Annotated in this window: 12 protein-coding genes and 1 riboswitch; of the genes, 6 read left to right on the top strand and 6 right to left on the bottom strand. The window is 38.6% G+C overall.

Translation table 11 applies throughout. From position 1 onward, the window contains the following. Window positions 1-91: 91 nt before the first annotated feature. From AC3WLU_RS09145 to AC3WLU_RS09155, 3 genes are all read right to left on the bottom strand, one after another. On the bottom strand, window positions 92-712 hold the full coding sequence (locus AC3WLU_RS09145) for a CpsD/CapB family tyrosine-protein kinase (RefSeq protein WP_412995469.1): 621 nt from the start codon (window positions 710-712) through the stop codon (window positions 92-94). Then, window positions 702-1445, bottom strand: a complete 744-nt coding sequence (locus tag AC3WLU_RS09150; protein ID WP_492597172.1) for a YveK family protein — start codon at window positions 1443-1445, stop codon at window positions 702-704. The genes AC3WLU_RS09145 and AC3WLU_RS09150 overlap by 11 nt, the downstream gene beginning before the upstream one ends. A 74-nt stretch (window positions 1446-1519) precedes the next feature. Then, the gene (locus AC3WLU_RS09155; protein ID WP_492597173.1) at window positions 1520-2695 is read right to left on the bottom strand and encodes an acyltransferase family protein; all 1176 of its coding nucleotides are present in this window, start codon (window positions 2693-2695) and stop codon (window positions 1520-1522) included. 993 nt (window positions 2696-3688) lie between these two features. Then, a riboswitch (cyclic di-GMP riboswitch) is annotated at window positions 3689-3772 on the top strand. A gap of 18 nt (window positions 3773-3790) precedes the next feature. On the opposite strand from AC3WLU_RS09155, the gene AC3WLU_RS09160 reads away from it, so the two are divergent. The 3 genes from AC3WLU_RS09160 (at window position 3791) to AC3WLU_RS09170 (ending at window position 5600) form a co-directional block, all read left to right on the top strand. After that, window positions 3791-3895, top strand: a complete 105-nt coding sequence (locus AC3WLU_RS09160; RefSeq protein ID WP_252267184.1) for an anti-repressor SinI family protein — start codon at window positions 3791-3793, stop codon at window positions 3893-3895. Between the two features lie 897 nt (window positions 3896-4792). Then, the gene (locus tag AC3WLU_RS09165; RefSeq protein ID WP_413009825.1) at window positions 4793-4942 is read left to right on the top strand and encodes a YwzD family small protein; all 150 of its coding nucleotides are present in this window, start codon (window positions 4793-4795) and stop codon (window positions 4940-4942) included. Between the two features lie 199 nt (window positions 4943-5141). Continuing rightward, the gene (locus AC3WLU_RS09170; protein ID WP_492597174.1) at window positions 5142-5600 is read left to right on the top strand and encodes a hypothetical protein; all 459 of its coding nucleotides are present in this window, start codon (window positions 5142-5144) and stop codon (window positions 5598-5600) included. Between the two features lie 462 nt (window positions 5601-6062). On the opposite strand, the gene tagU is transcribed toward AC3WLU_RS09170, so the two are convergent. Next, on the bottom strand, window positions 6063-6992 hold the full coding sequence (gene tagU / locus AC3WLU_RS09175) for a polyisoprenyl-teichoic acid--peptidoglycan teichoic acid transferase TagU (RefSeq protein ID WP_440439801.1): 930 nt from the start codon (window positions 6990-6992) through the stop codon (window positions 6063-6065). A gap of 799 nt (window positions 6993-7791) precedes the next feature. Beyond that, window positions 7792-8106, bottom strand: coding sequence for a hypothetical protein (locus tag AC3WLU_RS09180; protein WP_492597175.1), 315 nt, complete (start codon window positions 8104-8106; stop codon window positions 7792-7794). A gap of 153 nt (window positions 8107-8259) precedes the next feature. Between AC3WLU_RS09180 and AC3WLU_RS09185 the strand changes: the two genes are divergently transcribed. Continuing rightward, entirely contained in the window at window positions 8260-8634 is a 375-nt protein-coding gene (locus AC3WLU_RS09185; protein WP_492597176.1) for a hypothetical protein, read from the top strand. Window positions 8635-9393: 759 nt separating this feature from the next. On the opposite strand, the gene AC3WLU_RS09190 is transcribed toward AC3WLU_RS09185, so the two are convergent. Further along, window positions 9394-10665, bottom strand: coding sequence for a replication-associated recombination protein A (locus tag AC3WLU_RS09190; RefSeq protein ID WP_095678531.1), 1272 nt, complete (start codon window positions 10663-10665; stop codon window positions 9394-9396). Between the two features lie 325 nt (window positions 10666-10990). On the opposite strand from AC3WLU_RS09190, the gene cymR reads away from it, so the two are divergent. Both cymR and AC3WLU_RS09200 read left to right on the top strand, forming a co-directional pair. Continuing rightward, a complete protein-coding gene (cymR, locus tag AC3WLU_RS09195; protein WP_034308657.1) occupies window positions 10991-11410 on the top strand; it encodes a cysteine metabolism transcriptional regulator CymR in 420 nt (139 codons plus the stop codon). A gap of 61 nt (window positions 11411-11471) precedes the next feature. Further along, window positions 11472-12617 (top strand): cysteine desulfurase family protein, encoded by a 1146-nt coding sequence (locus AC3WLU_RS09200; RefSeq protein WP_492597177.1) that lies wholly within the window; start codon window positions 11472-11474, stop codon window positions 12615-12617. The last annotated feature ends 27 nt before the right edge of the window (window positions 12618-12644 follow it).

A 12644-nucleotide genomic window follows, 5' to 3' on the forward strand; every position in this document is an offset into this window, starting at 1 on the left:
TTAAAACTAGATGATGTCGATAGTGGTTTTATCAGGATTTCTTCCTGCCTATCGACTCTGACTTTCGAATCCACTGGTTATCCTCCCTGAATTAAGAAATGATCATTGATCCTGAAATTTCAAGATTTGCCCGTTCAAATTGCATTTTCACACCGGCAATTTTCTCTAACTTATCTCTGCCTTCTTGTATCGCTAATATTATGCCATCACAATATTTAGCAACGATATTTGCATCAGGTTTATTTAAACTGTCTGATGTATGGAATAAAATGATGTCAAAATCCTTCTTCCACTCTTCAATCAGAGTCGGAAGGGTCTCTAATGTTAATAATGTTGCTGGTTCATAAATGGCTTCGCTTGTAGGGATACAGAATAGATGACCCTTAATATGTATAGCATGTTCGTTAATGGGCGTCTCATTTAAAAGCAAGTTGGTCAAACCGAATGAATTATCAATATTAAACACTTGATGCAGCGAAGGCTGGCGCAGATTAGCATCCACTACAAGCACCCGTTTACGTTGCTCAGAAAAGGCAAGTGCTAAGTACGCGGTAGCATTTGAAATATTCTGTGATTGTGAAAGAGAGGTAATCATCAATATAGAATCGCCTTTTTGAAGATGCGACTCGATATTGGTACAAATAGAATAAAATTGCTCTTTATTGATTTCATTTAGGTAAAAGGATTGTTTCCTTGTGAATTTAATACTCACTATATTCACCTCGTTTTGTGGAAGGTAAGGTTTTATAAGTTGTTTTACGTTTTTTGTTTATCCTTTTGGTGTTTAAATCAAGCCTCCCTAATAATGGAATTCCAAGGAGCTCAAGCTCCCTATCGGAGTAGGTAGAATCATCAAAGTGTTCTCTAAGAAGTGCTAAACCTATTCCAGCGAAAAAGCCTATTACGATTGAAATAGCTATGATGAATTTCGGTTTTGGGAAAAGAAGTTCTGCTTGTTCCATTTTATTATCATTGAGAATACTAATCTGTTTAACGTTTGTAATGTCTTTAAAATTAGATATCGAATGCCTCGCGACAGTCTGGGCAATGTCCTTAGCGGATTCAGGATTCGAATCCTTGACGGTTATCGTGATGATTTGGGAATTATCTCTATTTGTAATGGAAACTTGCTTAAGTAAGTCATAGCTTGAAGCCTTAAGTTTCAATTCCTCTTTAACTCCTATCATGATTTGCGGACTTTTAATGATGTCCATATACGAAAGGGCAAGCTGTCTGTTCTCTTGAACCTTGTTTATCGAGGCTTCCTTTTCATCCATGCTTAATGATCCTGCCAGAACTTGAGTGGAATACTGATAGGTTGGTTTCATAAGGTACATGGACGAAAAAATAATGAAACCAGTAATACAAAGGGTAGATAGAATAATGATAAATATTCGCTTTTTTAAGATTCGTATAAAATCTTTAATTTTTACTTTTTCATTCATCGATTTCACCACTTTTTTAGAGATAGTAAGAATACGTTCACAACTTGCAAAGAATATTTATATAATAGTTGGAATTATCCTATTTTACGTTTTAAAGCTATCGAATCTCTGGATATTACTTTTTCTTGTTTGTTTCTTGTGAAATACGTTCCGAGCCTCATGCATGGTTTTTCCACGAGTAGATAGGACGCTGAAGAGAGTAAAAAAGATAAGAAAAATGAAAAGATCAATATTAAAACGGTAGGCAGCTTGTTATAGAAAAGGTACATCAATGAGAATAAGGATATAAGATGGTACAAATACAAGCTATAGGAAATTTTCCCAAGAAGAGTTAGCATTCTAGACCTCAAAATCTTTGAAACTTTCTGGGATGACACGCTCATGAAAATAAAAATGCAAACACCGCACGAGACTACATAATCCCTGAAAATATAATTGTTTAAAAAATCCACTTCACCAATGATGCCTTCGTACATAAAACAGATAATTGCACCCAACAACAATGCGATTTTTACAGGTTTTTTCATTTTCAAGGTATAGGAAAAAAGCCCATGTCGATATTTCGCTATTATTGCTCCCATTAAAAAAAGAGTACAGTAGTGGAAACTTAGAAGAATGCTGGTTATATCGCCACCAGAACCAAACAAAAACAATAAAATAGTCGACGAAAACATTAAAACAAAAAGCCATAATAAAGAGTCTTTAAGCTTTTTTCGTATAAATAAAAAAATCAGTAAAGGAAATATAATTGAAATTCTCATTTCGTGTACAAGAGACCATATAACATTGTTATAGGCGTCTGTATTGTACTGCCCTATAAACAAAAGATGTTCTATTAATAAGAAAGGAGTATCTGGGCCTGTCCAAGATTTATTAAACCAGTCTGTGATAAAGGGCAAATCAATTTGGCTTAAAAACATTTTAGCCAATATAGCCATGCTTATTGCTACTAAATATGGTAAATAAATTCGAAACACTCGTTTTATTAAGTATGTAGAATAGTGGAATTTAGCACTATTAACTGATAAATACAAAACAAAACCACTCAATACAAAGAATAGAATGACAGACTCATTTCCACTGCTGAAAAAAAGGCGTAAAGGAGTTTCCTTGAATAAATAAATTATGTAGGAGCTGTTTGAACCATACTGATAATTAGCATATGAAGGGTATACCATCAAATAATGCCCAATTAACACAATGAGAGCGGCTAAACCCCTTAATGAGTCGAATTCCTCATATCTAGTCATATCCTCCTCCATAAGAACCGTTTTTTTTATAATATAGCACTTGTTCTTAATAAAGTATAGTTAGTTCTTTAAAACAGACAAGAAAAGACAGAAAAATACAAAATTAACCATCATATCCTAATTTTTAGGCTCAATTATGAAATGTTTAATGGGCGAATAAAAACTTTTGTCAATTAATAAAAAGGAGCATAGTTGAAAGTCGGAACACAAATGCCTTAATAATTTCAAGACTTTGGCCAATGGATAAATCCTGTTCCCACTACCATAAATTTAATGTAAGATATGGAAGTTTGGGGATTGGTTAGCAAGTTGTGGATTAGACATACAGGTGATGTTTATTATTCCTGTAAGAGGGAAATAAACTACTAAATATGCAAATAGAATAAACTAAGAAACCAATTGACATAATAATGTAAAGATGGTAATTTCAATTTAACTATTCGTTATAAAGAACATTTTGTTTGTTATGTTAATTCTATCGAAGAATAAAAATAAAGTAACAAAAAATGTAAAATAATAGATGTTGCTATTTAATATATACCTGTCACTTTTAAAAGAAAAAGCTCAATTAATAATTTATAGAAGAAAGGATGATCTTTAATGCCTTTATACCAAATGAGAGAAATATGGACACCTTTAAAATTAGTTGGAGTTAAGTTTTTTAAAACAGAAGAAGGAAGTATTTTTATGAAAGTTTTTAATAAACGGCGAAGAAAGTTAACGTAATGCTTTGTTTAATATTAATCCCTATTCAGCTTGTTGTGATTGATAAAAATTCCTATTTATCTAGTTGTTATTTGAAGAATATTGTAGAATGATGGCGGAAATTAACGAAAAGTATTTTAATTAATGGTCAGGATTTTAAGTATAATTAACATGAATATAGTATTTAATACTTAGTGAAAAAATTCATGGGTTATTACGATTTCTTAAAAAGAAAGAATGAAAAATTAACTCCATGAACCAAAATAGGAAGATCATAATGTGAAATATTCTTGAGAAAGGCAAACCTATTGAAAAGTAGGGACGCAAAATTACAGGTCTAAGGCTACATGCTAAGACGGCTGTGTTACCACAAGCTGGGTGGGGTTTATCATGGAAGCTAACAATGAACGGGAAGAATGGGTTTATTTAATGTTAGAGGCTAAAAATCTAGGATTATCTATTGAAGATGTGCGGGAGTTCATCAAGGGAAAATAAACTGGAAAAAGCAAATCAGGATAAAAATTACGTTAGGGAAGGCTGTTATACAGTCTTCTTTTTTTATTTTCATTAACGTAAAAGGTATCCAGAATAAAGAACATGGCGATAATAATAAAAAAATGCAACCTTATTGAGGGGGATTTTTATTATGGATGTACCTATTGCCTTTTTGAAGGGATTAATGTGGGGAACTGTATTTAGTGTACCGTTATGGTTGGCATTTTTAGGTTGGATAAAAATAATAATGAATGTCATAAAGTAAGTGCTTAATTAAACTGATGCCTAGGCAGGATTTAACATGATAATCATAGAATTTAGTTATTGTACATAATGCGTTAGTCTTAACCTTCTACACATTTAAGAAATATCGCCTATTAAAAAAGTAGTTAATAATACCTAAATATTTTTGGTTATATGCCGATATTACATTATAGAGATCAAGCAAAGGGACTTCGCAAAAGGCGATGTCAGATAGCTGCCATCAAGATATAAGGAGACTATTTGATGACAAAAAACAAATTCATTACGTTCGAGGAAGTTTATGAAAAGAAACAGAGAAGCAAGAAAATTTTTATTGGGACTTATATTACAATTATTTTAGTTTTGATATCATTAATGACTTATTTAATGGGACAAGCATAATTTGTGTTATCGAAGGGGCTGAGGAATCGGTCCTTTTTTGTTTTTATACACAAACTATCTACCTATAACTTACTAGTATTCATTCCTAAGGAAAATTTCAGAAATGTTAAAATTGGGTAAATTTTTGGTTTTTAAACTAGTTTCTGCTTGCTAATTCCCGCTTTATATGTGAATATCAAATACATGAGCTATATTCCTTATTTTTGAAAAAAATATTAGGACAACAGTATGAAATGGTGGCTCAATTATATATTGGAGTGGAAATTTCGCATGGATTTTTATGATATTTTAAAAGACACTTTTGCCAAGGGTGAGTCTGGACAAGTTGTTACTGTAAATGAACTTGTGGAGGAGATTAAGGAGAAATTAAGCGGGATCATTGAACAACCTGATAGTATATGATTCTTGGATACTTCGCTCTTTTTTTCTCATTTAATGGGCGATTGTCATTTTCTTTTCTTGTATCGATGGAGGAGGCGTCAATGAATCTAAGAAATCATTTTTGATACATATACTTAAGAAGCATGTTTAATAACATGCTTCTTTTTTATCGTTTTCCCATATATATATATATGAATGATAACCTGTGAGGGTGATGAGGGTGAGGAGAATCAGTAAGATTCCAATAGGAGTATTGACGGCTATTCTCGTGGTTTTAGCTGTAGGAGCCTGTATCATTTCTCTTTTTCCCAGCGGATCAAAAAGCGTGGTTGAAGATTTCTATGAGTATGAAAGTGAAGCGGAGTTCGGGAAATCCTGGGATTTGTTAAGTTCTGAAATGAAGCAGCGGTTTCCGAATCGGGCAGATTATGTGCAAAATCGGTCACATGTATTTTTACAGCATATGGATGTGGAGTCCTTTCAGTATGATGTAGGCCATTCTAAGAAAGTGAAGAACTGGAAGTTGGATAAGAGTGGAAGGCTGCATAAAACGGCCTATGAAATTCCAGTTACACAGGTCTTCAATTCTCGCTTTGGAATGTTTACTTTGAAACAAAATTGCTATGTCGTCAAAGAAAAGGGCGAATGGCGTATATTATGGGATTATCGGTTTAAATAGATTCCTCTCCTTTTTCAGGCTCAAGTTCGTTTTATTGAAAAGGGAGAGGCGCTGCTCTCATATAATGCCGAATAGATTTAATTCTCATGAAACATATTTCATTCTTGAACGGTCACTGATGGCTTTCAGAATAAACATTTTGTCCTGTTTGCTTAGCATAGCCCAGCTGCCTGCTTTGATTTTCATTTAAATCCACTCCTTTTTTTAGGATCATTTATTATAGTTGATGAATGGTGGTTGATGGAATTCCGGGTCCAAAGAATAATTGTGTCAAGTGATGAAAGGGGCAAGGGGAAGATGGAATTGTCAGCTCATATTAGATTATACCGTCTTTTCATGCCTAATAAACAACAAAAATTCCAACAAATCTCTACATTTGGTGTTCGTTTTTTGTCAGAATATTGGACGGAAAAAATGAAAAAGCTGTCAGGATGCGGGTCCGGACAGCTCTTTCATTTTTTCTTATTTAATGGATAATTGTTCTTTTAATTCGGATTGAACCTTTTCTTTTTCTTCATCCGACACAATATAATAGTAGATTCCGTCGATTTTCGTTCCATTGCCATTTATGGACGACTGGGTAATGCTTTTGCTTGCATCCCTGTAGTTCTTTTGGATGTCCATCATGTCATCAAACGTCAAATTAGTCTGGATATTATTACCGAGTGCAGCGAAGACTTCATCGTATTTCGTCAGGGAGGAAAGGCTTGCGCCTTCCTTGATGACTGCTTCGATGATGGAACGTTGTCTGGATTGACGGCCAAAATCACCACTTGGATCATCATGTCTCATTCTTGAATAGGCAAGAGCTTCTTTACCGTTAAGGGTATGCGTACCTTTTGCAAAATGAATGCCATCGGATGTAAAGTCCAAATCGTTTTGAACGGTCACGCCGCCGACTGCGTCAACGATATCCTTAAAGCCTTCCATATTGATCTTCATATAATAGTCGATTGGAATATCCAGGAAGTTCTCAACGGTGTCCATGGACATTTTTGCGCCGCCGAAGGCAAATGCATGGTTGATTTTATCCTGTGTCCCATGACCGACGATCTCGGTCCGTGTATCACGCGGAATGCTTAGCATTTTGACCGATTTCTTTTGTGGATTGACTGTTAAGACAATCATTGTATCTGAACGGCCTTTGTCGCCATCACGTTCATCGACACCAAGCATGAGCATCGAGAATGGCTCTTGATCTGACAGTGCAAGGTCTTTCGTTCGTTTATCCGTGGTACGGTCTATTGGTGTATGCATCGTGTCAACGGTTTTAGTCAGTGAATTCCATACGGAGTAGGCAAAGGCTCCCCCAGCTAGTATAAAAAGTAGGACAATTATCCCGACTACCTTCAGCCACGTCCGTTTCTTTTTCTTCTTTTTTTCATGTCTCATATTTTACTTCCTTCCTCATTTTGTAACCACTTCATCTATTATATTTAATTTCATAATAAATGAATAGTATATTTTACTATTTTATAATACCTTTTACATATTTTGGTGTGCTGATTACTAGTAACTAGAACAAATCTGAGGGGGTAGGAAGTTAGATTCATTAAAAGATTAATATAATGACTGATTGGGAAAACTACATTTTTTTCGTTGATGGTTGTGTAATTTGGCCTAGTGTTTGTTTTTTGTTTACATCCGGATATTTAGAGGTTGCAAGTCTTTTTAGGTGATTTTTAAATGTTTGAATTATGAAGGGAGATGCAATTGTGGATGTACAATCCCCAGTCTGCAGCGATGTTGCTTGGAAGTAAAATATTGTGACGGCGGTAAGTTTTGTCATTACCATGTTTATGTGTGTTTATGGGGAGTGTTTCAACTCGAAAGGATTCAACGACTGTTTGGGTCACTTCAGTTTATAAGGATGAAGTCATTCTGATTAAGGATGGCGAGATCATCTCTAAGGAAAGTGTCGAGGGTCTTCGAGAATCTAGTGGGAAATCAGTGATCGGTTGGCTAAAGGGACATCATAGCTAATATGAAGGAATAATAAAGTAGCTTCGGAAAAGAGTCCGTGGTTACTTTTTTTGTTTGGAATGAGAAAAACTATGAATCTAATGAATTGGACCAGTCAAAATGGATGGAGAGTGTTCCTTCAAAATGGGTGATAAGCAAAGTCCCTCCAAGAAAGAAGGCGCATATATATGCAATACGATATCCTTAAAGAATAAATAAGTCTTGGAGGCTAAGCACAAATGGAATTTTCAACTGAAAGTTCATCATACGAAAGTGATTCGGCGGAAAGCTCATCATACGAAAGTGATTCAACGGAAAGTTCATCATACGAAAGTGATTCAACGGAAAGTTCATCATACGAATGTGATTCAACGGAAAGTTCATCATACGAAAGTGATTCAACGGAAAGTTCATCATACGAATGTGATTCAGCGGAAAGCTCATCATACGAGAGTGATTCAACGGAAAGCTCATCGTACGAGAGTGTGCTCATCAGACGAGGGTGATTTAACGGAAAGCCAATCAGATGATGAAAGTAGTTCAACTGAAAGCTAATCAGATTTAACAACTAGTTAAATTAGAACGGAGATTTACTTAAAAATGGGTGATAAGCAAAGTCCCTATTAGAAAGTAGGAACATATATATGCAGTACGGATATCCCTAGAGGATAAATAAATTTTGGAGGTTAAAGAATAAATGGAATATACAACGGAAAGTGCATCGTACGAAAGTGATTCACCGGAAAGTTCCTCGTACGAAAGTGATTCAACGGAAAGCTCATCGTACGAAAGTGATTCACCGGAAAGTTCATCAGATGAAAGCAGCTCAACGGAAAGCTCATCAGATGAAAGCAGTTCAACGGAAAGCTCATCAGATGAAAGCAGTTCAACGGAAAGTTCATCAGATGAAAGCAGTTCAAATGAAATCCTTTCCGAGGCTGCAGAAGAAGAAACTGAAAATTCAGCTGAGGGTGAGGAAAATGGCACTCCTCGTCGTGTGAATGTATTTAAGAAAATGTGGCTGGAAAATATGATTAAAGCATCGAAGGGTATCTATAAAGACGAAGATTGACCATACAGGTACAGCAACCAAAGAGTTGTTGTGCCTTCTTTTGTAAAGGCTCTTTTCGTAAAGATTGTTGTTTTTAAAACGAAACTATTTAAGGTTGATTGGAGCGGAAGTGCGAGACTCCTGCGGGAGCAGCGGGACAGGTGAGACCCCACAGGCGTTTACGCCGAGGAGGCTCACCGCCCGCCCCGCGGAAAGCGAGCATCTGGAGGGGAAATCAACCACAACTCACCACCTGGTAAATAGCAACAAAGTATGTTAAAACAGCCTTTGTAAAAGGACATGCCGCTAGACTCATAATTGACGCTAGGATTGTAATCCATTTACTAGATACGAGCAAAATTGGCCAAGCAAGGCAATTCAAAGGGAATTTAGCTTAAGCGATCTCTTAAGAAAGGACCTAGACGGGGCATTTGGCTGACAATTGTACATATTGCCTATGGATGAGTAAAACACAATGGTTTACTGGTGGTTTTTTGCGGGATAATGGTCAATATATTGAACTGGAACTCTTTGGAAAATACGTGCAGTTGGGATATTAATTGAAATAAGTTTAAATGGAATGTGGCTGTACACTTTTCTGTTTACAAACCAAAAAACTGGTCCGTGATTTAGTTTGCGTCCGTTAGATTAGTGGGATGATCAGTGCGATGAAAGATTTCATCATTGAGATGATGAATGAACAATGGGGAGGCAGTTTTGTCAACATAGGCATGTTGAAAGTTTTCAATAAAAAAACTCCGGATTTGAAGTGATCCGGAGTTATTTCTTTTTCTCGATATTTTCATAGACCGAGGCAAGTGCTTGTTCAAATTTCCCGCTTTTTTTCGGTTTGTAATATTTTTTGCTGCGAAGTTTGTCCGGTAAGTATTGCTGTTTCACCCAGCCATTCTCGTAGTCATGCGGATAAAGGTAGTCGATGCCGCGGCCGAGTTCTGTGGCCCCTTTGTAATGGGCATCCTTAAGATGATCTGGTACATCGCCGCTATGGCCGCTGCGAATGTCTGATAGAGCTGCATCGATTGCGACAATGGCCGTGTTCGATTTAGGTGATAGGCATAACTCGATCACTGAGTTGGCAAGTGGGATCCGGGCTTCAGGAAAACCGAGTCGTTCAGCGGCTTCGACTGCAGCGAGGGCCCTGGGGCCAGCCTGGGGATTGGCAAGAGCTATGTCTTCGTAAGCGATGACTACCAAACGGCGGGCGATGCTGACAAGATCGCCGGCTTCGACTAAGCGACCCAAATAATGAAGGGCGGCATTCACATCACTGCCGCGAATTGATTTTTGGAAAGCTGACAGGACATCATAATGGGCATCTCCATCCTTGTCATGCGAGAAGCTTTTTTTCTGCATGCATTCCTCGGCAATTTGCAGATCTATATGAATGGTTCCGGACTCATCGGGTTCTGTGGAAATGACGGCGAGCTCAAGTGCGTTAAGGGCACTGCGGACATCTCCATTCGAAGCAGTCGCGAAATGGGTAAGGGCATCATAGCTGACCTCGGTTTCATATGCACCAAGTCCCCGCTCTTCATCATGAAGTGCCCGTTCCAGCGCTTTGGTTATATCATCGGTTACCAAAGATTTGAGCTCGAAAATCTGGCACCGGCTTCTGATGGCCGGATTGATGGCATGATAGGGATTGCTGGTCGTTGCACCGATCAGGGTGATCATCCCGTTTTCAAGATAAGGCAATAGGAAATCCTGCTTCGCCTTATCGAGCCGATGAACCTCATCAAGCAGCAGAATCACTTTACCGGACATTTTAGCTTCGGCTGCCACGATTTCCATATCCTTTTTATTATTGGTCACTGCGTTCAGCGTCCGGAACGCAAATTTCGTGCTTCCGGCAATCGCACTTGCGATCGATGTCTTGCCAATTCCCGGGGGACCATACAGGATCATGGAAGAAAGCTGCTTGGCTTTGACCATCCTTGCGATAATTTTTCCTTCACCGACCAGATGCTCCTGCCCGATGATCTCATCAATCGATCGAGGCCGCATCCGGAAAGCAAGCGGTTTAATATTCATTGCGCACCTCTCCTTTTTATATAAGGTATCACAACTGATGGGGGAAATGCGCTGATTATGCTATAAAAAGAGGGTGATTTCCCATTATGGTGGTCTCTTTGGGGATTGAATGTGTGCTGTAGGGTTATCAATCGATCTAGCCTCACGAGCGAATAATTCGATCATCCCCTCGAACGGTTTACATTTCATTCTTTATTTCCACTTATCCTACCTCTCCAATTAGGATAATTTGACAAAGGAAGGGCGGGTGAATGCATTTCCGGCGGGAATATGCTATAATTTCAAAAGAATTTAGAAACGGATAAATAATTTGAGGTGTATATGTATGAAGATATCTACTAAAGGCCGTTATGGTTTGACGATCATGATCGAGCTTGCTAAACATTATGGAGAAGGCCCGAAGAGTTTGAAATCGATTGCCCAGACGCATAATTTGTCGGAGCATTATTTGGAGCAGTTGATTGCGCCGCTTCGTAATGCGGGGTTGGTGAAGAGTGTCCGCGGTGCATATGGCGGGTATGTCCTGTCCAAAGATCCTCAGGAGATTACTTCAGGTGATGTCATTCGTGTATTGGAAGGGCCGATTACGCCTGTTGAGGGAATCGAGGATGAAGAGCCAGTGAAGCGTCAGCTTTGGATCAGGATTCGCGATGCCGTGAAGGATGTATTGGATAATACGACGCTTATGGATTTGGCGAGCTACAAGGATACGGGTGAAATCGATTCTTATATGTACTATATTTAATTGATCAGCAATGCGCCTATTTATGTAGGCGCTTGCGTTTTTTAATGGAGGCGACAAAAAAGTGGACAGAATATATTTAGATCATGCTGCGACTTCACCGATGCATCCGAATGTAATCGATACGATGATGAGGGTCATGAGCAATGCTTTCGGAAATCCGTCGAGCATTCATGCTTTCGGACGGGAGGCGCGCCATGTTTTGGATGAGGCGCGTTCGAGTATTGCAGCGAGCATCGGTGCCGGGCGGAATGAAATCATTTTCATGAGCGGCGGAACCGAGGCTGACAATACGGCGATCATTGGTGTTGCGAATGCTTATAAAGAACAAGGGAAGCACATCATTACGACGGAGATTGAGCATCATGCGGTCTTGCATACTTGCCAATACCTTGAGAAGTCTGGCTTTGAGGTCACATATTTACCTGTGAATGAGGCGGGGCTTATTTCAATTGCCGATTTAAAGGCGGCATTGAGGGACGACACGATTTTGGTTTCGGTCATGTTCGGCAATAATGAGGTGGGTACGATCCAGCCGATTGCTGAAATAGGGCAGGTGCTCAAGGGTCACCAAGCCATTTTCCATACGGATGCGGTCCAGGCATATGGTTTGATCTCTATCGACGTTCGTGAGCTGGGTGTGGATTTGCTGAGTGTATCCGCGCATAAAATCAACGGTCCCAAGGGAATTGGCTTTCTTTACATTCGTGAAGGGTTGAAGCTGAATCCGCATTTATATGGCGGGGAGCAAGAACGCAAGCGCCGTGCTGGTACGGAGAGTGTGCCGGCAATTGCCGGTTTTTCAGAAGCTGTTTCAATTGCACAGAGCACGATGGAAAAGAAAAAGGAGCAATACAAGCGATTCAAAGACGTATTGCTTGCCGTCTTTGATGAGGCGGATGTACAATATGAAATTAACGGATCCATGGAACAGTCGCTGCCGCATTTGCTGAATGTTAGTTTTCCGGGTACGAATGTGGAATCGATGCTCGTAAATATGGACTTGGCAGGTGTTGCTGTATCGAGCGGATCCGCTTGTACTGCCGGGTCAATCGATCCGTCGCATGTGCTTGTGGCGATGTTCGGGAAAGATTCGGAGCGGACGAAGAATTCGATCCGTTTCAGCTTCGGTCTGAACAACACGGAAGAGGAAGTAAGGCAGGCGGCAGAAACCACCGTTAAAATCGTTAATAGATTAGTGAGAAGATAATTCTTACTTTAAAATAAATGAGGTGAC

Source organism: Peribacillus sp. FW305-BF15, from assembly GCF_058783805.1.

Coding starts and splice junctions, on each gene's coding strand:
- AC3WLU_RS09150 (WP_492597172.1), bottom strand. CDS start 1,445: ATGAATGAAAAAGTAAAAATTAAAGATTTTATACGAATCTTAAAAAAG.
- AC3WLU_RS09155 (WP_492597173.1), bottom strand. CDS start 2,695: ATGACTAGATATGAGGAATTCGACTCATTAAGGGGTTTAGCCGCTCTC.
- AC3WLU_RS09160 (WP_252267184.1), top strand. CDS start 3,791: ATGGAAGCTAACAATGAACGGGAAGAATGGGTTTATTTAATGTTAGAG.
- cymR (WP_034308657.1), top strand. CDS start 10,991: ATGAAGATATCTACTAAAGGCCGTTATGGTTTGACGATCATGATCGAG.
- AC3WLU_RS09185 (WP_492597176.1), top strand. CDS start 8,260: ATGGAATATACAACGGAAAGTGCATCGTACGAAAGTGATTCACCGGAA.
- tagU (WP_440439801.1), bottom strand. CDS start 6,992: ATGAGACATGAAAAAAAGAAGAAAAAGAAACGGACGTGGCTGAAGGTA.
- AC3WLU_RS09190 (WP_095678531.1), bottom strand. CDS start 10,665: ATGAATATTAAACCGCTTGCTTTCCGGATGCGGCCTCGATCGATTGAT.